Source organism: Streptomyces sp. NPDC093598 (genome assembly GCF_044764825.1).
Taxonomy (GTDB): domain Bacteria; phylum Actinomycetota; class Actinomycetes; order Streptomycetales; family Streptomycetaceae; genus Streptomyces.
Genome location: NZ_JBIWIV010000001.1, coordinates 463475 through 485868, shown reverse-complemented (window position 1 = coordinate 485868; position 22394 = coordinate 463475). Strand labels below are relative to the sequence as shown.

The 22394-nt window shown below is 72.6% G+C and carries 20 protein-coding genes; 11 read left to right on the top strand and 9 right to left on the bottom strand.

Translation table 11 applies throughout. The features are described 5' to 3' along the window. Positions 1 to 14 precede the first annotated feature (14 nt). Entirely contained in the window at positions 15 to 797 is a 783-nt protein-coding gene (locus ACIRDU_RS02245) for an adenosylcobinamide-GDP ribazoletransferase (protein WP_403573182.1), read from the bottom strand. A 60-nt stretch (positions 798 to 857) separates the two neighbouring features. Here ACIRDU_RS02245 and ACIRDU_RS02240 point away from each other — a divergent pair, with 60 nt between their 5' ends. After that, entirely contained in the window at positions 858 to 1622 is a 765-nt protein-coding gene (locus ACIRDU_RS02240) for a hypothetical protein (RefSeq protein ID WP_391294888.1), read from the top strand. Here ACIRDU_RS02240 and ACIRDU_RS02235 read toward each other — a convergent pair. Beyond that, entirely contained in the window at positions 1562 to 2260 is a 699-nt protein-coding gene (locus tag ACIRDU_RS02235; RefSeq protein WP_403573179.1) for a hypothetical protein, read from the bottom strand. The genes ACIRDU_RS02240 and ACIRDU_RS02235 overlap by 61 nt on opposite strands. 134 nt (positions 2261 to 2394) lie before the next feature. Continuing rightward, a complete protein-coding gene (gene cobT / locus ACIRDU_RS02230; RefSeq protein ID WP_403573176.1) occupies positions 2395 to 3495 on the bottom strand; it encodes a nicotinate-nucleotide--dimethylbenzimidazole phosphoribosyltransferase in 1101 nt (366 codons plus the stop codon). A 184-nt stretch (positions 3496 to 3679) separates the two neighbouring features. On the opposite strand from cobT, the gene ACIRDU_RS02225 reads away from it, so the two are divergent. Next, a complete protein-coding gene (locus ACIRDU_RS02225) occupies positions 3680 to 4726 on the top strand; it encodes a class I SAM-dependent methyltransferase (protein ID WP_403573174.1) in 1047 nt (348 codons plus the stop codon). Between the two features lie 67 nt (positions 4727 to 4793). On the opposite strand, the gene ACIRDU_RS02220 is transcribed toward ACIRDU_RS02225, so the two are convergent. Then, positions 4794 to 5993: a bifunctional adenosylcobinamide kinase/adenosylcobinamide-phosphate guanylyltransferase gene (locus tag ACIRDU_RS02220; protein ID WP_403573171.1), complete on the bottom strand. Its 1200-nt coding sequence runs from the start codon at positions 5991 to 5993 to the stop codon at positions 4794 to 4796. Between the two features lie 220 nt (positions 5994 to 6213). Between ACIRDU_RS02220 and ACIRDU_RS02215 the strand changes: the two genes are divergently transcribed. Continuing rightward, positions 6214 to 6426, top strand: coding sequence for a hypothetical protein (locus ACIRDU_RS02215; RefSeq protein WP_062926420.1), 213 nt, complete (start codon positions 6214 to 6216; stop codon positions 6424 to 6426). A gap of 48 nt (positions 6427 to 6474) precedes the next feature. Here the strand turns inward: ACIRDU_RS02215 and ACIRDU_RS02210 are convergent, their stop codons facing one another. Then, positions 6475 to 7176, bottom strand: coding sequence for a class I SAM-dependent methyltransferase (locus ACIRDU_RS02210; RefSeq protein ID WP_403573168.1), 702 nt, complete (start codon positions 7174 to 7176; stop codon positions 6475 to 6477). A gap of 83 nt (positions 7177 to 7259) precedes the next feature. After that, complete coding sequence (locus tag ACIRDU_RS02205) at positions 7260 to 7859, bottom strand: DUF3043 domain-containing protein (RefSeq protein WP_403573165.1); 600 nt, start codon at positions 7857 to 7859, stop codon at positions 7260 to 7262. 317 nt (positions 7860 to 8176) lie between these two features. On the opposite strand from ACIRDU_RS02205, the gene ACIRDU_RS02200 reads away from it, so the two are divergent. The 6 genes from ACIRDU_RS02200 to ACIRDU_RS02175 all read left to right on the top strand — a co-directional run bounded on the left by ACIRDU_RS02200 (position 8177) and on the right by ACIRDU_RS02175 (position 17002). Next, positions 8177 to 8962 carry a PspA/IM30 family protein gene (locus ACIRDU_RS02200; RefSeq protein WP_403573162.1) on the top strand — a complete coding sequence of 262 codons (786 nt, stop codon included), beginning with the start codon at positions 8177 to 8179 and terminating at the stop codon, positions 8960 to 8962. Positions 8963 to 8985: 23 nt separating this feature from the next. Further along, positions 8986 to 9264 carry a hypothetical protein gene (locus ACIRDU_RS02195; RefSeq protein WP_403573159.1) on the top strand — a complete coding sequence of 93 codons (279 nt, stop codon included), beginning with the start codon at positions 8986 to 8988 and terminating at the stop codon, positions 9262 to 9264. A gap of 164 nt (positions 9265 to 9428) precedes the next feature. Beyond that, positions 9429 to 10649, top strand: coding sequence for a sensor histidine kinase (locus tag ACIRDU_RS02190; RefSeq protein ID WP_403573156.1), 1221 nt, complete (start codon positions 9429 to 9431; stop codon positions 10647 to 10649). Beyond that, on the top strand, positions 10646 to 11329 hold the full coding sequence (locus tag ACIRDU_RS02185; protein WP_403573155.1) for a response regulator: 684 nt from the start codon (positions 10646 to 10648) through the stop codon (positions 11327 to 11329). Before ACIRDU_RS02190 ends, ACIRDU_RS02185 begins: the two co-directional genes overlap by 4 nt. A gap of 160 nt (positions 11330 to 11489) precedes the next feature. Continuing rightward, positions 11490 to 14627, top strand: coding sequence for an efflux RND transporter permease subunit (locus ACIRDU_RS02180; protein WP_403573152.1), 3138 nt, complete (start codon positions 11490 to 11492; stop codon positions 14625 to 14627). Between the two features lie 140 nt (positions 14628 to 14767). Beyond that, entirely contained in the window at positions 14768 to 17002 is a 2235-nt protein-coding gene (locus ACIRDU_RS02175; protein ID WP_403573149.1) for a protein kinase, read from the top strand. A gap of 18 nt (positions 17003 to 17020) precedes the next feature. On the opposite strand, the gene nadA is transcribed toward ACIRDU_RS02175, so the two are convergent. Next, positions 17021 to 18205: a quinolinate synthase NadA gene (nadA, locus tag ACIRDU_RS02170; RefSeq protein ID WP_403573146.1), complete on the bottom strand. Its 1185-nt coding sequence runs from the start codon at positions 18203 to 18205 to the stop codon at positions 17021 to 17023. A gap of 281 nt (positions 18206 to 18486) precedes the next feature. Here nadA and ACIRDU_RS02165 point away from each other — a divergent pair, with 281 nt between their 5' ends. Beyond that, positions 18487 to 18843 carry an iron-sulfur cluster assembly accessory protein gene (locus tag ACIRDU_RS02165; protein WP_031109243.1) on the top strand — a complete coding sequence of 119 codons (357 nt, stop codon included), beginning with the start codon at positions 18487 to 18489 and terminating at the stop codon, positions 18841 to 18843. Positions 18844 to 18931: 88 nt separating this feature from the next. Here the strand turns inward: ACIRDU_RS02165 and ACIRDU_RS02160 are convergent, their stop codons facing one another. Next, positions 18932 to 20875 (bottom strand): hypothetical protein, encoded by a 1944-nt coding sequence (locus tag ACIRDU_RS02160; RefSeq protein WP_403573144.1) that lies wholly within the window; start codon positions 20873 to 20875, stop codon positions 18932 to 18934. A gap of 147 nt (positions 20876 to 21022) precedes the next feature. After that, the gene (locus ACIRDU_RS02155; protein WP_403573141.1) at positions 21023 to 21232 is read right to left on the bottom strand and encodes a hypothetical protein; all 210 of its coding nucleotides are present in this window, start codon (positions 21230 to 21232) and stop codon (positions 21023 to 21025) included. A 132-nt stretch (positions 21233 to 21364) separates the two neighbouring features. Between ACIRDU_RS02155 and ACIRDU_RS02150 the strand changes: the two genes are divergently transcribed. Next, a complete protein-coding gene (locus tag ACIRDU_RS02150; RefSeq protein WP_403573138.1) occupies positions 21365 to 22339 on the top strand; it encodes a carbohydrate kinase family protein in 975 nt (324 codons plus the stop codon). The last annotated feature ends 55 nt before the right edge of the window (positions 22340 to 22394 follow it).

Here is a 22394-nt window from a genome sequence, read left to right as displayed (position 1 = left end):
GCGAGGAGATCGTTTCAGCCCAGTGACAGAACGACCAGTGCCGTGGTCGCCGCCGTCTCCGCCAGACCGCCGAAGACATCCCCGGTGACCCCGCCGAAGCGGCGGGTGCAGTGGCGCAGCAGCGCCTCGGCGGCGGTCAGGGACAGGACGGCCGCGAGCACGCTCCGGACCATGTCGTACGGCCCGAGGAGGGCACCCGCCGCCGCGGCGGCCCCCGCGACGGCCACGGCGGTGACCACCGCCCCGCGCAGCGGCACCACACCGGCGACCGCCGCCCCCAATCCCTCCGGCCGCGCCGCCGGCACCCCGGCCCGGGCCGCCAGGGTCAGGGCCAGCCGGGCGAGCGTCGCGGAGACGACGGCGGCGCACGCGCCCCGGGCCCAGGAGGCGTCGTACGCCTGCGCGAGCGCGGCGACCTGCGCGAGCAGGGCCAGGACGAGGGTGATGACCCCGAACGGCCCGATGTCCGACTGCTTCATGATCCGCAGCGCGTCCTCGGCGGGCTTCCCGCTGCCCAGCCCGTCCGCGGTGTCCGCGAGCCCGTCGAGATGCAGCCCCCGGGTGAGCACGGCCGGCACGGCGACGGTGGCCACGGCGGCGAGCGGCGCGCCCGCCCCGAGGAACAGCAGCACCAGCCCGAGCAGGGCGGCCGCGGCCCCCACCGCCAGCCCGGCCAGCGGAGCGCACAGCATGCCGCCACGCGCGGCCTCCCGGTCCCACCGGGTCACCCGGACGGGGATCACCGTGAGGGTGCCGAAGGCGAAGCGGAGGCCGTCGAGGGGCGAGGTTCCGGGCACCGGCGCAGGCTACCGGCCGGTCAGGAGAGCGAGCACGGCGGCCGAGGATAAAGTTCGCATATGGGATGGTTCGAGCGGAACATCATGGAACCCGGCAAGCTGCCGTTGCTTCTCGCTCTCGTCTCCTTCGTCCTCACCTTCCTGATCACCCGGGGCATCACCCGTCTCATCCGGGCCGGCAAGGGCCCCTTCCGCAATATCAGCGGCAGCGGCGGTGTCCACGTCCACCATGTGGTTCCCGGCGTCATCCTGACGATCATCGGCGGCTTCGGCGCGGTCGCCGGCGGCCAGTACGGCTTCGGCTCGGCGCTGGCCGCGGTGATCTTCGGCATCGGCGCGGGTCTCGTCCTCGACGAATTCGCCCTGGTCCTGCACCTCGCCGACGTCTACTGGACCCCGGACGGCCGCAAGAGCGTGGAGATGGTCGTCCTCACCGCCTCCCTCGTCGGCCTGCTCCTGATCGGCTTCTCGCCGCTGGGTGTCAACGACCTCGACGAGGACCAGCAGCAGAACCGTGCCGTCGTCCTGGTCAACGTCCTCGTCAACTTCGCGTTCGCCCTCATCGCCCTGTTCAAGGGCAAGGTCAGGCTCGCCGTCCTGGGCCTGATCATCCCGCTCGTCGCTCTGGTCGCGGCCGTACGGCTGGCCCGCCCCACCTCCCCGTGGGCCAGACGGTTCTACCGGAACCGGCCCCGCGCCCGGGCCAGGTCCGGTCTGCGGGCCTACCACCACGACCGCCGCTGGGCGGGGCCCCGGCGTGCCTTTCAGGACTGGATCGGCGGTGCCCCCGACCCCGAGCCGGCCCGGTCCCTGGAGCGCCGCTGACGCAGCTCGCCGACCCCGCACAGCACCAGCACCGCCATGATCGCGGCGAGGTGCTCCTTGCCCGCGAGGTTCTCCTCGACCACCACCTCGATCACCATCGCCACGATCACCACCGAGGCCGTGACGTACGCGCGGTAGCGCCACCCGAGGAAGACGGCCAGCCCCACCACCGCCGCCGACGGCCCGGTGTCCACGACCCAGGCGTCCGAGGCGGGCAGGCCGAGCGGGGCGTGCGGGCCCAGCCAGATGCCCAGGCGCGCGTACAGCGTCCCCGCGAGCGTCGCGGCGTAGGCGACGGCGAGCGCCCGCCGCCACCCCAGGCACAGCTCGGCGATGCCGAACACCAGCAGGATCTGCACCAGCGCGCCCCACACCGGCAGGTCCAGAGCGGGCACGAACAGCGACAGCGGCGTCCGCAGCAGGGCCAGCCACAACGGGTCCACGGCCCGCACCCCGCCGGCGTCCTGCACGAACCGGTAGCCCCACGCCTGGCTGTGCACGAGGTGCAGCACGGCCGTGAGGCACACGGCCGTGACGGCCAACGGCACGGCCCGCCACCGCCGCCCGGCCAGCGGCCCGCGCACCGCGGCGTACAGCCGTCCCCATTCGGCGCGGGCCCAGCGGGCGAGCGTGGTCATCCGGCGGTCGTCCTCGTCCGTGCGCGGCGATGTCTGAGGGTGTCTGCGACTCAGTCAAACCGACACCACGTTCCAAGACCGACCGGAACGGGACGAAGTTGAGCCAGGCGTGAGTGACCTGGATCTCGGGGGTGCTACTGCTCGGCGGGCGCCTCCGGCGCCTCCGGCCCGGCCGGCGCCTCGGACTCCTTCGGCTTCTCGGGCAGCTCCGCCGCCAGCGCGGCCGAGGCCTGCACGAGCGGCAGCGCCAGCAGGCCGCCCGCGCCCTCCCCGACGGTCACACCGTGGGCCAGCAGCGGCTCCAGGGCCATCCGGTCCAGCGCCTTCGCCTGCCCGGGCTCCCCGCTGTCGTGCGCGGCCAGCCACCAGTCCGGCGCCCGGAACGCGATCCGCTGCCCGACCAGCGCGCACGCGGCCGTCACGACCCCGTCGAGCACCACCGGCAGCTTGCGCACCGCGCTCTGCAGCAGGAAGCCCGTCATCGCGGCGAGGTCGGCCCCGCCCACCGTCGCGAGCAGCTGCAACTGGTCCCCCAGCACCGGCCGCGCCCGGCGCAGCGCGTCCCGGATCGCCGCGCACTTGCGCATCCACGCCAGGTCGTCGATCGCCAGCCCGCCCCGCCCGGTGACGACCGACGCGTCGACCCCGCACAGCGCCGCGACCAGCACGCCCGCCGCCGTGGTCCCGCCGACGCTCACATCGCCGAGCACCACCAGGTCCGTGCCCGAGTCGGCCTCCTCGTCGGCCACCGCGATCCCGGCCCGGAACGCCGCCTCGGCCTCCTCCGGGGTCAGCGCGTCCTCGATGTCGATCCGCCCGCTGCCGCGCCGCACCCGGTGCCGCACGACGTCCTCGGGCAGCGTCTCGGGCTCGCAGTCCAGGGCCATGTCGACGATCCGCACCGGCACGCCCAGCCGCCGGGCCAGCACCGACACGGGCCGGCCGCCCTCCAGCACCTCGCGCACCAACTCCGCGGCGCTGCCCGCCGGCCGGGCCGAGACGCCCAGCTCGGCGATGCCGTGGTCACCGGCGAAGAGCACCACCCGCGGCCGTTCGACCGGCCGCACCGGCACGGCGGACTGCGCCGCCGCCAGCCACTCACCCAGTTCGTCGAGCCGGCCCAGCGATCCGGGCGGCACGATCTGTCGCTCCCGGCGCGCCTCGGCGTCACGGCGGATCCCGCCGTCCGGACGCTCGATCAGATCGGTGAAGTCGTCGAGATTAAGCGAGCTCATTCGCCGAACAGTACCGGCACCGGTCGAACAGCACGGCGCCACATCACCCCTCCGTCACGACGACGTCGTTGCACCCAAGATCGGCATCCCATACGTTCCGTTTTGCAGCGGATTGTCGTACGTGCTCCGTTCGACGTCCCCGCCGTACGTCCATGCCGTACGCCGCCGCGCCCGGGAGCCGCCCATGCCCGCACACCCCGCCCCCTCAGCAGACCTCGCCCCCCACCTGACCGCACGGGTCCACGAACCGCGCCGGGAGGACTGCCCCTGGTGCGGCTCCACCCGGCTGCGGAACCGGCTGCGCACCGGTGACCTGCGGCAGTACAAGCCCGGCAGCTTCACCGTCGACGCGTGCCGGGACTGCGGCCACACCTTCCAGAACCCCCGCCTCACGGTGGAGGGCCTGGCCCTCTACCACCGGGTCGTGCGCGGGGCGCCCAGGGACCCGGCGAGCGACGGCCTCCTCGCCCTGCGCGCCGGCCCCCGCCGCCACCGCTCAGCAGCCCGCGCGATGCTGCGCTTCGGCGAGCCGGAGAGCTGGCTCGACGTCGGCACGGGCCACGCCCGCTTCCCGGCCACAGCCCGGCAGTTCTTCCCGTACACCGCCTTCGACGGCCTGGACCCCACCCCGCGGGTGGTCCGCGCCCGCGCGGCCGACCGCGTCGAGGAGGCCCACGTCGGCCGCCTGACGGACCCCCGGATCGCCGCCCCCCTGCGCGCCCGCTACGACGTGGTCAGCATGCTCCACCACCTGGAGGGCACGCCGGATCCGCGTGCGGAACTCCACGCGGCCCTGTCCGTCCTGCGCCCCGGCGGCCATCTGCTGCTGGAGACCGTGACCCCGCGCAGCCTGTTCGCCGCCCTCCTGGGCCGCTGGTGGCTGGCCCACGACCAGCCCCGCCACCTCCACCTGATCCCCCCGCTCAACCTCCGGGCCGAACTGGAGGCGGCCGGCTGCACGGTCCTGACGCTCGACCACCGCCCGGTCCACGTCCCCCACGACCTCGCGGGCGCCACCTCCCTGGCCCTCTCCCACGCCCTGCCGGCCCCGGACACCCCCTGGCGGGCGATCCCCCCGCCCCCGGCCCGCCGGCACGCCCGTACGGTGCTGCTGCGCGCGGGCATCCCCCTGGTGGCCCTGGCAGCGATGGCCGACCAGCTCCTGGCCCCGGTGACCCGCCGCACTCGCTTCGCGAACACCTACCGGGTGATCGCCCGCAAGGCTCCCTAGGGGTGTCGTTTCGGATCACGCCGCAGACGCGGGGTCCGGACGCCCGGGGGCGCAGTCGTGGCCCGTGTCAGCCCCGCAGCACCACGGCCTGCCCCGCCACCACCAGCAGCACATGCTCGCACTCGTCGGCGAACCCCGCGTTCAGCCGCCCGAGTTCATCCCGGTACCGCCGCCCCGACGCCGTCGCCGGCACGATCCCCGACCCCACCTCGTTCGACACGGCGACCACGGTCCGCCGGGTGACCCGCACCGCCTCCGTGAGCTCCCGCACCCGCTCCCGCAGCACCTTCTCCCCCCGCTCCGCCCACACCGCGTCGTCCCACGCCCCGGCGGAATCCATCGCGTCGGTCAGCCACAACGACAGACAGTCGATGAGCAGGGGCGGCCCCTCCGCAGCGAGCAACGGCACCAGATCGCAGGTCTCGACCGTCTGCCACGACCCCGGCCGCCGGTCCCGGTGCGCCGCCACCCGCGACGACCACTCGGTGTCCCCGTTGCGCGACCCGCCCGTCGCCACGTACAGCACGTCCGGGAAGGCCTCCAGCCTCCGCTCGGCCTCCACCGACTTGCCCGACCGCGCCCCGCCCAGCACCAGCGTCCGCCGCGGCACGTCCGGCACGTCCTCGTACGCCCCCACCACCAGCGTCACCCCGTCCGGCACGGCCCGCGCCCCGGCCGCCGCGAGCCGCCGCCCGAGCTCCGGGCCGGGCGGCACGTCGTGGTCCAGGTGGACGGCGACCACGTCGGTCGTCGGCCCGGCCGCCCCCACCGCCCGCAGCTTCGCCAGCGCGTCCGGCCGTCCCACGACATCCGCGAGGACCATGTCGTACGACTCGGCCGGCTCCTCCAGGCCGGCCGGGGCCCCGCCCGGCGGCAGATACAGCAGCCGCTGCCCCTCCGGCCCGGTCACCGCGTACCCCGTGCCCGGCGCGTCCAGCGCCACCGCCCGTACCCGGTGGCCCGTCAGCAGCGTCAACTCCCGCCCGTCCGGCACCCGTCCGGGCTGCGGCAGCCCCGCGGGCACCTCGACCGCCGGCCCGTCGTGCGGATGCGACAGCAGCACCTGCCGTACGCCGGTCAGGGAACGGCCCGCCCGCGCCGCCGCGAACGCCGCGCCGGGCGTCAGGTCGAGCAGCAGCGCCCCGTCCAGGAGCAGCGCGGTGGCCGCCCGCGCGTCCGGGCCGAGGGCGGCCGCACAAGCCGCGCAGGGACAGTCGGGGCGGGGGAGACCCGCGGGGGCGCCGGTGCCGAGCAGAGTGAGTTCCACGCACCGATTTTCGCCTGCCCGCCCGGCTCCTGCGCGCCTGGCGCCCCGTATGGAGCTCCCATGCGGGCCGGTACGGGATTCACAGGTGACGACCCGCGCGCAACCGGTCACCCGCAGTCCTATGACGGCACACCCGGCGGAGCGCATAGGCTCTGGACGGGGGCCGGGCCAAGATCCGGCTTTTCGCTGTGCAGTGTGCTCACACACATGGGAGGCGTACATGGCGGCATGGACGTGGCGGTTCGAGAAGACCGACGGGACGGAGGTCCAGCCCGCGGTGCCGCCGGAGGAGTTCCCCACCCAGGGGGACGCCGAGTCCTGGATCGGGGAGCACTGGAAGGCCCTCCAGGAGGGCGGTGCCGACCAGGTGCGGCTGTTCGAGGACGCCACGGAGATCTACGGGCCGATGAGCCTGCACGCGGCCGAGGCGTGAGCCCGGGGCGGGGGCCGACGGCCCCCGCCCACCCCCGTTTCGGCTGGTTCAGCCGCGCACGCCGCACAGGTGCAGCAGCGCGGCCACCCCGCGGTACGGATCCGTCCGCCCGGCCTTCTCCTCCACCGCGAGCAGCGTCTCCACGTCGGCCGGGATCCCGGCGCCGTCCGCCGCCGTGTCGGTGAACACCCGCACCCCGTACCAGGCGTGCAGCGGCGCCCCGATGCCAGCGAGCGTGGACGTCAGGTCCTTCAGCCGGTCGGCCCGTACGTCGAGCCCCAGCCGGTTCCGGTAGGAGACCGTGTCGAAAGCCGCCAGCGCCTCCGGCCAGTCACCGGACAGGCCCGGCCGGAACGCGAGCGCGTCCCCGTTGCGCACGAGCAGCGACAGCAGCCCGCCCGGCGCGAGCATCCGGGCGAGGCCCGCCAGCAGCGGGTCCGGCTCCTCCACGTACATCAGGACGCCGTGGCACAGCACCACGTCGAAACTGCCGGGCAGGAAATGCACACCGGTGTCCCGGCCGTCGCCCTCGATGATGCGCATCCGCTCCCGGATGCCCTCCGGTTCCCCGGCCAGGGACTCCCGGGCCACGGCGACCATCGTGGAATCCTTCTCCAGACCGGTCACCTGGTGCCCGGCCCGGGCCAGCCGCAGCGCCTGTGTGCCCTGGCCCATCCCCACGTCGAGCACCCGCAGGCGACGACCGACCGGGAACCGGCCGACTATCTGCTCGTCCAGCTGGCGGGCCACCAGCTCCTGCCGGACGACATCGCGCAGCCCGCCCAGCTTGTCCAGCCAGGCATCAGCCGCACCCCCGGAGAACGGCGTCGTGGTCAGGGCCGCTCTCCGCGCTTGACCTGCGGCTTCGGCAGCCGGAGCCGGCGCATCTGGAGGGAGCGCATCAGGGCGTAGGCGACGGCGCCGCGCTTGTTCTCACCCGCGAAGCGCTCGTTCAGCTGCTTCTTCAGCCGGAAGGCGGTGACGAACGAGTCGAGCACGATCAGCACGATCACCACGAGCCACAGCAGCAGCGCGATGTTCTGCAGCGCGGCCACCCGCACCATGCTCAGCACGAGGATGACCACGGCCATCGGCAGGAAGAACTCCGCGATGTTGAACCGGGAGTCGACGAAGTCGCGCGCGAACCGGCGGACCGGTCCCTTGTCACGCGCGGGCAGATACCGCTCGTCGCCGCTCGCCAGCGCCTGGCGCTGCCGCTCCATCGCGGCACGGCGCTCCTCGCGCTGTCGCTTGGCGGCCTCCTTGCGCGTCATCGACGTGTTGGCCACGCTGCGGCGCGAGGACTGGGCCTGGCTGCGCTTGGGCGTGGGGCGGCCCTTGGGGGCCTCGGGGTGACGGGGCTGACTGGAGTCGGTCACCGGCGCCTTGTCGGCGTCCTGGGCCTTCTCATCCTTCGCACGGCTTCGGAACACAAAACCCAAGGGTAAGGGCTTCCGGGCATGGACCCCAGTCCCGTGGGGAACGATCCGGCAACACCAGTCGTCAGTAAGGGGACAGAGGGGACGTTGTGTACGCCTCCGGATGTTTCCCGGGGTGTACGGCTCCGGTAACCCCGGGGACCACCTACTCCCTACGCCGGAGCGGGAGCGCACGCAGTCGTCCTTGGGGATGAGCGCATCCGTCCCCGAACAGTGCGGTAATGGATGCAGGGCCCGTACTGTGGGTTCTGTCGCTGGAGCTGGAACCGGAGTCGGTCAGAAGGGGGCGCGCGAAGCCCATGAGCGGTGTCATGAAGCGTATGGGGATGATCTTCCGCGCGAAGGCGAACAAGGCCCTTGACCGGGCCGAGGACCCGCGCGAGACCCTCGATTACTCGTACCAGAAGCAGCTGGAGCTGCTCCAGAAGGTCCGGCGAGGCGTCGCCGACGTGGCGACCTCCCGCAAGCGTCTGGAACTCCAGCTGAACCAGCTGCAGTCGCAGTCCGGCAAGCTGGAGGACCAGGGCCGCAAGGCGCTCGCCCTGGGCCGTGAGGACCTGGCCCGGGAAGCGCTCTCCCGCCGGGCCGCGCTCCAGCAGCAGGTGACCGACCTGGAGACCCAGCACGCGACGCTGCAGGGCGAGGAGGAGAAGCTCACCCTCGCGGCCCAGCGGCTCCAGGCCAAGGTCGACGCCTTCCGCACCAAGAAGGAGACGATCAAGGCGACCTACACCGCGGCCCAGGCGCAGACCCGGATCGGCGAGGCCTTCTCCGGCATCTCCGAGGAGATGGGCGACGTCGGCCTGGCGATCCAGCGTGCCGAGGACAAGACGGCCCAGCTCCAGGCCCGCGCCGGCGCGATCGACGAACTGCTCGCCTCCGGTGCCCTCGACGACCCGTCCGGCATGCACAAGGACGACATCCAGGCCGAGCTGGACCGGCTCTCCGGTGGTACGGATGTAGAGCTGGAGCTCCAGCGCATGAAGGCCGAGCTGGCCGGAGGCTCGGGCAGCGGGCAGCAGGCCCTCGAAGGGGGCACGGGCCAGCAGCAGTCCCAGCAGCAGCCGCAGGACACCCCGCGCTTCGACAAGCAGTAGGGGTCCACGCCTAGGAGGGCGACATGATCGTACGGATCATGGGGGAGGGCCAGGTGATACTGGCCGACGGCCACCTCGCCGAGCTGAACAGGCTGGACGACGAACTCCTGGCGGAAATGGAGAACGGCGACGGCCCCGGCTTCCGCCGCACCCTCCAGGCCCTCCTGGCCCGGGTCCGCGACCTGGGCGAACCCCTCCCCGACGACTCCCTGGAACCGTCGGAACTGATCCTTCCGTCTCCCGACGCGACCCTGGAGGAGGTCCGGGAGCTGCTCGGCGACGACGGTCTGATCCCGGGCTGAGATTCGCTCGGCTGCGGGCATGCGTGCCTCCCCCGGTGCCTCAAGGGCCCGGGAGGCACCCCGCACCGCCGGGTTGCGCGCCGACCCGGCCCCGCCCCGACGCCGGGCACCTCACACCCGGCCCCCATACCCCCGCACACCGACCCCGGCTACCGTGAACCCCCGTGAGCACCCTCGCGCGGGCCAGATGCCAGGCCAAGGCGCACCCCCTGGCCATGGACGCCGTCCTCGCCGCCGCCGTCCTGGTCTGCATGGTCGCCGGCTCGTTCGTGGAGCCCCGGCACCAGGACAGCGTCAGCTGGGCCCTGCGCACCCCCGATCCCCTCAGCCTCGTCCTCATGGCCCTCGCCGCCGCCGCCCTGGTCTTCCGCCGCCGTGCCCCGATGACGGTCCTCGCCCTCACCGGCACGGTCTCCGTGGTCGAGTCCGTCACCGGCGACCCCCGCGCTCCCGTCGCCATGTCCGCCGTCGTCGCCCTGTACACCGTCGCCTCCACCACCGACCGGCCCACCACCTGGCGTGTCGGCCTGCTCACCATGACCGTGCTGACCGGCGCCGCCATGTCGGCCGGCTCCCTGCCCTGGTACGCCCAGGAGAACCTGGCGATCTTCGCCTGGACCGGCATCGGCGCCACCGCGGGCGACTCCGTCCGCAGCCGCCGGGCCTTCGTCCAGGCCATCCAGGAGCGCGCCGAACGGGCCGAACGCACCCGCGAGGAGGAGGCCCGCCGCCGGGTGGCCGAGGAGCGCCTGCGGATCGCCCGGGACCTGCACGACGTCGTCGCCCACCACATCGCCCTGGTCAACGTCCAGGCCGGGGTCGCCGCCCACGTCATGGACAAGCGCCCCGACCAGGCCAAGGAAGCCCTCGCGCACGTGCGGGAGGCCAGCCGCTCCGCGCTCAACGAGCTCCGCGCCACCGTCGGCCTGCTCCGGCAGTCCGGCGACCCGGAGGCCCCCACCGAACCCGCACCGGGCCTGGACCGCATCGACGAACTCACCGGCACCTTCCGCAGCGCCGGCCTGCACATCGAGGTCGCCCGCGCCGACCAGGGCGCCCCCCTCCCGGCGGCCGTCGACCTGGCCGCCTACCGGATCATCCAGGAGGCCCTCACCAACGTGCAGAAGCACGCAGGGCCCCAGGCCAAGGCCGAGGTCAGCGTCGTACGCGTCGGACCGAACATCGAGATCACCGTGCTCGACGACGGCAGCGGCGAGCACGAGACCCAGGACAGCGGCGGCGGCCACGGACTGCTGGGCATGCGCGAGCGCGTCACCGCCCTGCGCGGCACCCTGACCACCGGTCCCCGCTACGGCGGCGGCTTCCGCGTCCATGCGATCCTGCCGGTCAAGAACCGCACACCCACCGGGGAGGACCCCGCATGACCATCCGTGTCCTGCTCGCCGACGACCAGGCGCTGCTGCGCAGCGCCTTTCGCGTGCTCGTCGACTCGGAGCCCGACATGGAGGTGGTCGGCGAGGCCTCCGACGGCGCGGAAGCGGTCCGCCTGACCAAGGAGCAGCACGCCGACGTCGTGCTCATGGACATCCGCATGCCCGGCACCGACGGTCTCGCCGCGACCCGCATGATCAGCGCCGACCCCGATCTCGCCGATGTCCGGGTGGTCATCCTGACGACGTTCGAGGTCGACGACTACGTCGTGCAGTCGCTGCGCGCCGGCGCCTCCGGCTTCCTCGGCAAGGGCGCCGAGCCCGAGGAACTGCTGAACGCCATCCGCATCGCGGCCGGCGGCCAGGCCCTGCTCTCCCCGGCGGCCACCACGGGCCTGATCGCCCGGTTCCTCGCCACCGAGGACCCGGCCGACGGTGACCGCGACCCGGCCCGCGGTGAACGGCTCGACTCGCTCACCGTCCGGGAGCGCGAGGTGCTGGTCCAGGTCGCCGGCGGACACTCCAACGACGAGATCGCCGAACGCCTCGAAGTCAGCCCGCTGACGGTCAAGACGCACGTCAACCGGGCCATGGCCAAGCTGGGCGCCCGGGACCGCGCCCAGCTCGTGGTGACCGCGTACGAGTCCGGCCTGGTCCGTCCAAGGGTGGAGTGAGCTCGACCCGGGCGTACTGCGGCCGGAGTATGCGCCGCATAAGGAAATGGACCTGGGGCCTACGGGACCCCCGGTTCCCATGGCTCAGGGTGTAGGGGTGGGCGCTCATCTGCGCGTCCGCTGCCGCTTCTGCCGCTAAACAGAAGAGAGACCCTCACCCATGTCCTGGCTGTCGAGATTCAGCCTCGCGCAACGGGCCCTGATAGGGCTGATGTCGATCATCGCGCTCGTCTTCGGGGCGATCGCGATACCCCAGCTCAAGCAGCAGCTGCTGCCCACCATCGAACTGCCCATGGTGTCCGTGCTGGCGCCGTACCAGGGCGCGTCACCGGACGTGGTCGAGAAGCAGGTCGTCGAACCCATCGAGGACACCCTCGAAGCCGTCGACGGCATCAGCGGCGTCACCTCCACCGCCAGCGAGGGCAACGCCGTGATCATGGCGTCCTTCGACTACGGCAACGACACCAAGCAGCTGGTCGCCGACGTCCAGCAGGCCGTCAACCGGGCCCGCGTCCAGCTCCCGGACGACGTCGACCCGCAGGTCGTCGCCGGTTCCACGGACGACATCCCGACCGTCGTCCTCGCCGTCACCTCCGGCCGCGACCAGCAGGCCCTGGCCGACCAGCTCGACAAGACCGTCGTGCCGGACCTCGAGAGCATCGACGGCGTCGGCCAGGTCACCGTCGACGGCGTACGCGACCTCCAGGTCACCGTCACGCCTGACGACGCCGGGCTGGCCAAGGCGGGTCTGACCTCGCAGTCCCTCTCCCACGCGCTCCAGGCGGGCGGCGCGACCGTCCCGGCCGGCTCCTTCGACGAGGACGGCGCCAACCGCACGGTCCAGGTCGGCGGCGGCTTCACCTCGATCGAGCAGATCAAGAACCTGATGGTCACGGGCGAGCCCGGCAAGGGCAAGCCGGTGCGCCTCGGCGACGTCGCCACGGTGAAGCAGCAGGAGGCCACGGCCGACTCCATCACCCGCACGGACGGCAAGCCGAGCCTCGCCGTCGCCGTCACCATGGACCGCGACGGCAGCGCGGTCGCCATCTCCGACGCCGTCCAGGACAAGCTCCCTGAGCTGCGCAAGGACCTCGGCTCGGACGCGACCCTCACGGTCGTCAGCGACCAGGGCCCGGCCGTGTCCAAGTCCATCAAGGGCCTGACCACCGAGGGCGGGCTCGGTCTGCTCTTCGCCGTCCTGGTGATCCTCGTCTTCCTCGCCTCGATCCGCTCGACTCTCGTGACCGCGGTGTCCATCCCGCTGTCCGTGGTCCTCGCCCTGATCGTGCTGTGGACGCGCGACCTGTCGCTGAACGTCCTGACGCTGGGCGCCCTGACCATCGCCATCGGCCGGGTCGTCGACGACTCGATCGTGGTCCTGGAGAACATCAAGCGCCACCTCGGCTACGGCGAGGAGCGCCACTCGGCCATCCTCAACGCCGTCCGCGAGGTCGCGGGCGCGGTGACGTCCTCGACCCTCACCACGGTCGCGGTGTTCCTGCCGGTCGGCCTGGTCGGTGGCATGGTGGGCGAGCTGTTCGGCTCGTTCAGCCTCACCGTGACGGCCGCGCTGCTGGCGTCCCTTCTCGTCTCCCTGACGGTCGTACCGGTCCTGTCGTACTGGTTCCTGCGGCCCCCGAAGGGCACCCCCGAGGACGCGGACGAGGCGCGCCGGATCGCGGAGGAGAAGGAGGCCAAGAGCCGCCTGCAGCGCATCTACGTCCCGGTCCTGCGCTTCGCGACCCGCCGCCGCCTCACCAGCGTGGCCATCGCGATCGTCGTCCTGGTCGGCACGTTCGGCATGGCGCCGCTGCTGAAGACGAACTTCTTCGACCAGGGCGAGCAGGAAGTCCTCACCGTCAAGCAGGAGATGAAGCCCGGCACCAGCCTGGCGGCCACCGACGCCCAGGCGAAGAAGGTCGAGCGGCTGCTCGCCGGCACGAAGGGCGTGAAGGACTACCAGGTCACGATCGGCTCGTCCGGTTTCATGGCGGCCTTCGGCGGCGGCACGGACAGCAACCAGGCCTCCTACCAGGTGATGCTCGACGACTCGGCGTCCTACGAGGACGTCCAGGACAGCATCGAGAAGGGCCTGGCCGGGCTGAAGGGCATCGGCACGACCACCGTCGCCGCCGGTGACGGCTTCGGCAGCCAGGACCTCAGCGTCGTGGTGAAGGCCGCCGACGCCGGTGTCCTGCGCACGGCGTCCGAGGAGGTCCGCAAGACGGTCGCCTCCCTCGACGACGTCACGGACGTCAGCAGCGACCTGGCCACCAGCGTGCCGCGCATCTCGGTCAAGGCCAACGACAAGGCGGCCGCGGCCGGCTTCGACGACCAGACCCTCGGCGCGGCCGTCGCCCAGGCCGTCCGCGGCACCACCGCGGCCAAGGCGGTCCTGGACGACACCGAGCGCGATGTCGTCATCCGCTCGGCGAAGCCCGCCAAGACCCTGAAGCAGCTTCAGAACCTGCGTTTGGGCGGTGCGGTGAAGCTCGGCGACATCGCCTCGGTCGAGCTGGTCGACGGCCCGGTCTCCATGACCCGCATCGACGGCCAGCGCGCGGCCACCATCACCGCGAAGCCGACCGGCGACAACACCGGCGCGGTCAGCGCCCAGCTCCAGTCGGAGATCAACGCGCTGAAGCTCCCGGACGGCGCCACGGCGTCGATCGGTGGTGTCTCCGAGGACCAGGACGAGGCGTTCGCCAACCTGGGCCTGGCGATGCTGGCGGCCATCGCGATCGTGTTCATGCTGCTGGTCGGTACCTTCCGGTCCCTGGTCCAGCCGCTGATCCTGCTCGTGTCCATCCCGTTCGCCGCCACCGGCGCGATCGGCCTGCTGATCGCCACCGGCACCCCGATGGGCGTTCCGGCCATGATCGGCATGCTGATGCTGATCGGCATCGTGGTGACGAACGCGATCGTGCTGATCGACCTGATCAACCAGTACCGCAAGCAGGGCCACGGCGTCGTCGAGGCCGTGATCGAGGGCGGCCGGCACCGGCTGCGCCCGATCCTCATGACCGCCCTGGCGACGATCTTCGCCCTGCTGCCGATGGCCCTCGGCATCACCGGTGAGGGCGGCTTCATCGCCCAGCCGCTGGCCGTGGTCGTGATCGGCGGTCTGGTGACGTCGACGCTGCTGACGCTGGTGCTGGTCCCGACGCTGTACGCGATGGTCGAGCTCCGCAAGGAGCGCCGGGCGAAGAAGCGCGCCGCCAAGCGGGCGAAGAAGGCGGGGGACCGGTCCGGCGCCGCGCCGGCCACGGACGAGCCGGAGCCCGCGTCCGTCTCGTAACGGACCGTTCGCCGAGCCCGCACGGCGAGACCTCCCCGGGCCGGGGCCCGAACCGGAAAGAACGGTTCGGGCCCCGGCCTTCGTCGTGCCGCCGTTACGTATCCTGACCCGGACTGCATGGCGGGGGAGAGGAACCGGGCGTGCCGCTGCAGAAGGACGACCCGAAGTCGATCGGCGGGTACAAGCTGGTCGGCCGGCTCGGGTCCGGGGGCATGGGGGTCGTCTACCGCGGCCGGGCCCGCTCGGGGCGCGAGGTCGCCGTCAAGGTGGTGCACGCCCAGTACGCGGAGGACGCGGTCTTCCGGGCCCGTTTCCGGCAGGAGATCGAGGCCGTCCGCAAGGTGAGCGGCGCCTTCACCGCGCCGGTCCTGGACGCCGACCCGGAGGCGGTACGGCCCTGGATGGCGACCCAGTACGTGCCCGGGCCCTCCCTCGCCGCCCTGATCCGCGACCAGGGCCCGCTGCAGGGCGCCGCACTGCGACGGCTGGCGCTCGGGCTGGTGGAGGCGCTGCGGGAGATCCACCGGGCCGGGGTGGTGCACCGGGACCTCAAGCCCGCCAACGTCCTGATGGCCGAGGACGGCCCGCGCGTCATCGACTTCGGCATCTCCCGCGCCGCCGAGAACCACCACACCCTCACCGAGACCGGCCAGATGATCGGCACCCCGCCGTTCATGTCGCCGGAGCAGCTCACCGACGCCCGCTCGGTGGGCCCGGCCTCCGACGTGTTCTCCGTGGGCGCCCTGCTCGTGTACACGAGCACCGGCCGGGGCCCCTTCGACGCCGACAGCCCCTATCTGACGGCCTACCGGGTGGTGCACAACGCGCCGGTCCTGGACGGCGTGCCGGGGCTCCTGCACCCGCTACTGGAGCGCTGCCTCGCCAAGGATCCCGCGGACCGGCCCGGACTGGACGAACTGGCACGGGAGTTGGTGACCGCGCTGCCGGAGACGGGCACGGACGACCAGACCACCGTGGCACTGCGCCGGGACGAGGCGGCCCTGGTCAGCACCCGGCCCGCCGCGGTCGCCGACCCCGGCCCCGCGGCTTCCGGAGGACACCGGAGCCGTGCCCGGCGGCTGTGGGCCACGGCCGGCACGGCGAGCGCCCTCGCGCTCGGCCTGACGGGCTATCTGCTGTTCGGGCCCGGACTCGGCGAGGACGACTCCCGCGCGGGCCCGGACACCACCGGGTCCACGCCCTCCCGGTGGACGACCGTCCCGGCCGGCTGGAGCCCCTGGCAGACCACGGTGTACGCCACCGCCGCGCAGGGCGTGAAGGAGGGACGCGGCATCGCCGAAGCCGGGTCGATGAACGGACCGGCGTGCGAGGCGTACGAGGGCGCCGTCTACTGCGCGGGCGACGGGGTCCTGCCCGTGCGCCTGGACGCTCTCACCGGACGGGCCCGCTGGCGCGCCGACGTGCTGCCGCCCGGCACGGGCAAGGGGGCGTACAGCTTCTCCGTACTGGGCATCACAGACGACGCGATGCTGGTCGAGCAGACCTACACCCCCCACCACGGTGACGACGTCAAGGTCACGGTCGCCGCCCTCGGCACCGGGAACGGCGAGCGGCTGTGGCAGCGCGCGGTGAACGTCGACGCGGTGCGCCCGTACGTCTCGGACGGCCTGGTGATCGTCCCGGACGACGGCGGCCGTTCGGTGACCGCCCGCTCGCCGCGCACCGGCGCCGGGCGCTGGACGGCGCCGCTGCCCGCAGGACAGTACTGCGGTCCGGCGGACACCGGAGAGAACCCCTACCTGCGGTGCGGCCCGGACGAGATGCCGTCGAAGGAAACGGTCCTGCTGCGGCTGGACCCCTCCGACGGCTCGGCACGGCGTCTGACGGTGCCCGTCGACGAAACGCCCGTCGGCACGTTCGAGGGCCGTCTGGTCCTCCTCGAACCGACCGAGGACGACGAGGACGAGGCGGTCGCCGGGATCCGGCTGCTGGACCCGGACACCGGAAAGGGCCGCGCGGTGAAGCTCGCGGAGCCGTTGGAGGGCAACGCGACGCTCTCGGGCGGCACCCTGTGGTTCGCCACGTCCTCCGGGCAGGTCACCGCCGTGTCGGTCCGCACGGGCGAGCGGCTGTGGCAGACCCGCACGAGCCTGGAGCAGCCCAGCGGCATCACCCACGACCCCCGCGCCCGCGCGGTCTATCTGTCCAGCGCCAGCGGCCGGGTCGCCGCCCTCGACACGAGGAAGGGCACGCTGCTGTGGGAGACCCTGCCGCGTGCCCGGCGGGTGGCGAACCAGGGCTGGTCGGGCTCCGAGGTGCTGCTCCATGAGGGCGCCCTGGTCGTCGCCACCACGGACGGCGACGTCTTCACCCTCGACCCCGCCCACCCCGACCGGAAACCCGCGTCGGGGTGAGCGGGAGGACGGCCGGGGCTACGGCAGCGCCAGCATCCGCTCCAGGGCCAGCTTCGCGAAGGCCTCCGTCTCCTTGTCCACCTCGATGCGGTTGACCAGGTTGCCCTCGGCCAGCGACTCCAGGGCCCAGACCAGGTGGGGGAGGTCGATGCGGTTCATGGTCGAGCAGAAGCAGACCGTCTTGTCGAGGAAGACGATCTCCTTGCCCTCCGGTGCGAAGCGGTTCGCCAGGCGGCGGACCAGGTTCAGCTCCGTGCCGATGGCCCACTTGGAGCCGGCCGGCGCGGCCTCCAGGGCCTTGATGATGTACTCCGTCGAGCCGACGTAGTCCGCCGCGGCCACGACCTCGTGCTTGCACTCGGGGTGGACCAGGACGTTCACGCCGGGGATGCGCTCGCGCACGTCGTTGACCGAGTCCAGGCTGAAGCGGCCGTGCACCGAGCAGTGGCCGCGCCACAGGATCATCTTCGCCGCGCGCAGTTCGTCGGCCGTCAGGCCGCCGTTCGGCTTGTGCGGGTTGTAGACGACGCAGTCCTCCAGGGACATGCCCATGTCCCGCACGGCGGTGTTGCGGCCCAGGTGCTGGTCCGGCAGGAACAGCACCTTCTCGCCCTGCTCGAAGGCCCAGTCCAGCGCGCGCTTGGCGTTGGAGGAGGTGCAGATGGTGCCGCCGTGCTTGCCCGTGAACGCCTTGATGTCGGCGGAGGAGTTCATGTACGAGACGGGCACGACCTGCTCGGCTGTCCCGGCCTCGGTCAGCACGTCCCAGCACTCGGCGACCTGCTCGGCGGTCGCCATGTCGGCCATCGAGCAGCCGGCGGCGAGGTCGGGCAGCACGACCTTCTGGTCGTCGGAGGTCAGGATGTCCGCCGACTCCGCCATGAAGTGCACGCCGCAGAACACGATGTACTCGGCCTCCGGGCGGGCGGCCGCGTCCCGGGCCAGTTTGAACGAGTCACCCGTCACGTCGGCGAACTGGATGACCTCGTCGCGCTGGTAGTGGTGGCCGAGCACGAAGACCTTGTTCCCGAGCTTCTCCTTCGCCTTGCGGGCGCGCTCCACCAGGTCCGGGTCGGACGGCGAGGGCAGGTCGCCGGGACACTCCACACCGCGCTCGCTCTTCGGGTCGGCCTCACGGCCGAGGAGCAGCAGGGCGAGGGGCGTCGGCTGTACGTCGAGCTCCTGGGTCTGGGCGGTGGTCACGACACGCACCCTTTCTGTTTCTGCGACTTTTCGTCGATTTGACGCTATCTATCATAACCGGTTCACGTCACTTTGACGATGTCCATAGCGTCGGTGTGACGTGAATCCCGGTGAGTCGCCGTTCATTCCCGGGAACACCCGGAAAGTGCCGTTTTCCGGTTCCCGGTGCGTGTGCGAGCATGAAAAGGAGCCGAGATCGCGCGCCCGGCCCGGAATGAATCCGCGGCCACGCCGGTTGGAACGTCGGCAAGCAGTCTCCGTACAAACCGGGAGAGATGTAGATGTCCGTATCGGACGAGACCAGCACCGTCACCGACGGCATCATCCTGACCGACGCCGCCGCGTCCAAGGTCAAGGCGCTGCTCGACCAGGAAGGCCGCGAAGACCTCGCGCTGCGGGTCGCCGTCCAGCCCGGCGGCTGCTCCGGCCTGCGCTACCAGCTCTTCTTCGACGAGCGCGCCCTCGACGGCGACGTGGAGAAGGACTTCGGCGGTGTGAAGGTGGTCACCGACCGCATGAGCGCCCCGTACCTGGGCGGTGCCACGATCGACTTCGTGGACACCATCGAGAAGCAGGGCTTCACGATCGACAACCCGAACGCGACGGGCTCCTGCGCCTGCGGCGACTCCTTCAGCTGAGCCTGCCGAGCCGCCACCGGCGGCCGCGAACACGACGAAGGCGGCGGCCCCCTCCGACGGGGCCGCCGCCTTCGCGCCGCGTGGCCCCCTACCGCTCCGGCGTCGGGGGAGCCGGCAGCCGCGCGCCGTCCTTGGCCAGCGGGACCGCCTTGCCGTCCGAGTTCACGACGGCCCGGTCGCCGAGCGGCTCGTCCAGCCGCACGGTCTCCTGGAACTGCTTGGCGATCATGACGCAGACCTTGTCCGGCCACGGGGTCGACGTCACCGTGACCGTGACCTCGTCGCCCTTCTCGCTCGCCTTCACGTCGTAGTCGGCGCACACCCCGCCCGTGAACGTCACCGTCAGCTCCGCGCCCTCGGCCCGGTAGCCGTCCACCTTCACCTCACGCGGACCGGGAGCAGAGGTCGGCTGGTCACTCGGCTCGCTCGGCTCGGGGGAGGCCAGGTACTGCGGTTCCACCGCCGGGTACGTCACCGTGAACGGGTCCTTCGCGCCCGGCGCCGTCACCTCGAACAGCCAGGACGGCACCAGTGCCTGCCGCCCGTCCACGACGTGCGCGGCCAGCCCGAACACCGCGTTCTCGACCGTGACCGTGTCCTGCTGAGGAGTGCCGCCCGACGGCTGCTCGCAGGGCTGCTCCAGCCGGTCCTTCAGGGGGACGGGGCTCGCGCAGCCGCCGATGCCCATCCGGTGGTCGTTCTTCGGCTGCCCGTTCATCAGCTCCAGCGCCTTCCCGGCGCTGACCACGGGGTACGTGTCGCCCTTCACCGGCGTTTTCAGCTGACCGCTGCCGCCGACGACCTCGCCGTCCGAGCCGACCGTGATCCCGGTCGTCCAGCCGTGTGTGGGCAGTCCGCCGACCTCGGGAGCGGCGTTCACCACCCGCTGGGCCCCCATGACCTGGCTCGCGTCCCGCTTCGCGTCGTCCTGACCCACCGCCTTCAGCACGGGCTCGGCCGCCTTCTCGGCCACCTCCTCGCTCACCGGTGTGCCACCGGACTGCGGGGCGGTGCAGGTGTCGGTGCCCTTGCAGTTGTCGGTGCCCGGGGCGTAACGGCTGAACGTCCAGGACCCCGGCGCCTGCTTGTTCACCTGAAGGCTCGGCCCCGACCCGTCCTGGCCCCCGATCTTCCAGGCCTCGCCCTGCGCCACCGGCGACCCCTCGACCCCCAGGGCCTTCGCCAGCCGGGCCACGTCCTGCCGGGTGACCTCGCCCCGCGCCCGGTACACCGGCGCCTTGCCGGGACCGTCCGGCAGGGTGCCGCCGACCCGGTAGGTGGCGCCGTAGGGGTTGGGCTCACCGGGTGCGATGCCGTTGCCGCCGCCCGTCGTGGACTCCGAGTACCCGTCGAGCGCGAGCGGCGGGGGAGTGCCGTCCCCACCGGGCGCACCGGACGTCGTACCGCCGCCCGCGCCACTGGACGCGTTGGAGGCGAGCCAGGCCCCGCCTCCGCCGATCAGCAGCACGGCGGCGGCGACGGAGGCGATGATCGCGGGCGTACGGGGGCGGCCACTGCCCTGGCGGACCAGGTCCTCTTCGTCGCGGGGGAGGTCGCCGCCCGGTGCCGCGGTGGCGCCGGGGCGGGCCTCCGCGACGCCCGCACGCTCCGCGACGCCCCCACGTTCCGCGGCGGCGGTGCGATCAGGCGCCGGCTCGGCACCGGCTTCCCGGTCCCCGGTCGCCGCGGGCCGCTCGCCGTCAGCCTGCCGGTCGTCTTCCGGCTCGCCCGTCTTCCCGGCTTCCGGCGTACCGGGCTCGTCGGCTGCCGTGGCCGCCCCGCCCTCGCTGCCCTCGGCGGCCTGCGCCTCAGCGGCCCGCCTCTCGTCACCCGGGGCATCGGAAGGCTCGACGGCCTCGGTGGCCTCGTCGGACTCAGCGGTACCCGGCGACACCCCGGCCTTCGCCGACGCCCCGGCCTCCGCCGGGGTTCCGGCGTCCGCCGTACCCGGCTCCTCGACCTCCGGGGCGCCGGCGCCGGCGCCGTCCGCTTCCCTGGGGTCGTCGTCGTTGTCGGGTCGCTCGGTGTTCACCGCATCGCTCCTTCGGCTGCACAGCTGTCCCATGGGACCCGGCCCGTCACACAACGGGCCCGCTGGTGGGTCGTATCCCGCCTCCCCTTTACGGGGGACAGCGATGGGACGCAGCGGGGGAGCACACGGTTCCCGCGAATGCGCCGTTCAGTCGCCGTAGTCCTCCATGGCGTCGAGCAGCCGCGCGGACGCCGGGGGTACGGACACGCCGTGGATCAGGGCCGGGGAGACCGGCCGTGAGGCCACCCGGTCGGGGACCGCCCAGTGCGGAGCCATCCGCGCCCCGTCACCCGGCAGCGACGCCAGGTCGCCCTCCAGATCGACCGGAGCGGGCACGTGGACCTTGAGGTTCGTCATACCGGCACCGTATGCACGGTCGAGCTCACGGAGAAAGATCTACTATCGGGTAGTTTCGATGCCTTCAGAGCGGCCCCGTCCACCCGATAGCGTGAACCGTCAAGGTCCGCCTCCCTCAGGAGAGTCCACGCCGTGCGCATCGCAGTCTCCGGCTCCATCGCCACCGACCACCTCATGACCTTCCCCGGCCGCTTCGCCGACCAGCTCGTAGCGGACCAGCTGCACACGGTCTCGCTGTCGTTCCTCGTCGACAAGCTCGACGTCCGCCGCGGCGGCGTCGCGGCGAACATCGCGTTCGGCATGGGACAGCTCGGCACCCGGCCGATCCTGGTCGGCGCCGCGGGCGCGGACTTCGACGAGTACCGGGCCTGGCTGGAGCGGCACGGCGTCGACACCGACTCCGTCCGCATCTCCGACACGCTGCACACCGCCCGCTTCGTGTGCACCACCGACGCCGACCACAACCAGATCGGCTCGTTCTACACCGGCGCCATGAGCGAGGCCCGCCTCATCGAGCTGAAGACCGTCGCCGACCGCGTCGGCGGCCTCGACCTGGTCTCCATCGGCGCGGACGACCCGGAGGCCATGCTCCGGCACACCGAGGAGTGCCGCTCCCGCTCGATCCCGTTCGCCGCCGACTTCTCCCAGCAGATCGCCCGGATGGACGGCGAGGAGATCCGCATCCTGCTGGACGGGGCGACGTACCTCTTCTCCAACGAGTACGAGAAGGGCCTCATCGAGTCCAAGACCGGCTGGAGCGACGAGGAGATCCTGTCCCGCGTGGGCCACCGGGTGACCACCCTCGGCGCGCGCGGCGTACGCATCGAGCGGGCCGGCGACGACCCGATCGAGGTCGGCACGCCCGACGAGGAGCGCAAGGCCGACCCCACGGGCGTCGGCGACGCCTTCCGCGCCGGGTTCCTCTCGGGTCTGGCGTGGGGCGTCTCCCTGGAGCGCGCCGCGCAGGTCGGGTGCATGCTGGCGACGCTCGTCATCGAGACGGTGGGGACGCAGGAGTACCAGTTGCGCCGCGGGCATTTCATGGAGCGGTTCACCAAGGCGTACGGGGACGAGGCGGCCGCGGAGGTTCAGGCGCACCTCGCCTGAGAGACCGTGTTCGGCTGCGGACGCGCGGGGGCTGTTCGCGCAGTTCCCCGCACCC

Excerpts from the sequence above, each read along its gene's own strand:
- ACIRDU_RS02240 (WP_391294888.1), top strand. The coding sequence starts at position 858 with ATGGGATGGTTCGAGCGGAACATCATGGAACCCGGCAAGCTGCCGTTG.
- ACIRDU_RS02235 (WP_403573179.1), bottom strand. The coding sequence starts at position 2,260 with ATGACCACGCTCGCCCGCTGGGCCCGCGCCGAATGGGGACGGCTGTAC.
- cobT (WP_403573176.1), bottom strand. The coding sequence starts at position 3,495 with ATGAGCTCGCTTAATCTCGACGACTTCACCGATCTGATCGAGCGTCCG.
- ACIRDU_RS02225 (WP_403573174.1), top strand. The coding sequence starts at position 3,680 with ATGCCCGCACACCCCGCCCCCTCAGCAGACCTCGCCCCCCACCTGACC.
- ACIRDU_RS02215 (WP_062926420.1), top strand. The coding sequence starts at position 6,214 with ATGGCGGCATGGACGTGGCGGTTCGAGAAGACCGACGGGACGGAGGTC.
- ACIRDU_RS02200 (WP_403573162.1), top strand. The coding sequence starts at position 8,177 with ATGAAGCGTATGGGGATGATCTTCCGCGCGAAGGCGAACAAGGCCCTT.
- ACIRDU_RS02195 (WP_403573159.1), top strand. The coding sequence starts at position 8,986 with ATGATCGTACGGATCATGGGGGAGGGCCAGGTGATACTGGCCGACGGC.
- ACIRDU_RS02185 (WP_403573155.1), top strand. The coding sequence starts at position 10,646 with ATGACCATCCGTGTCCTGCTCGCCGACGACCAGGCGCTGCTGCGCAGC.
- ACIRDU_RS02180 (WP_403573152.1), top strand. The coding sequence starts at position 11,490 with ATGTCCTGGCTGTCGAGATTCAGCCTCGCGCAACGGGCCCTGATAGGG.
- ACIRDU_RS02165 (WP_031109243.1), top strand. The coding sequence starts at position 18,487 with ATGTCCGTATCGGACGAGACCAGCACCGTCACCGACGGCATCATCCTG.
- ACIRDU_RS02155 (WP_403573141.1), bottom strand. The coding sequence starts at position 21,232 with ATGACGAACCTCAAGGTCCACGTGCCCGCTCCGGTCGATCTGGAGGGC.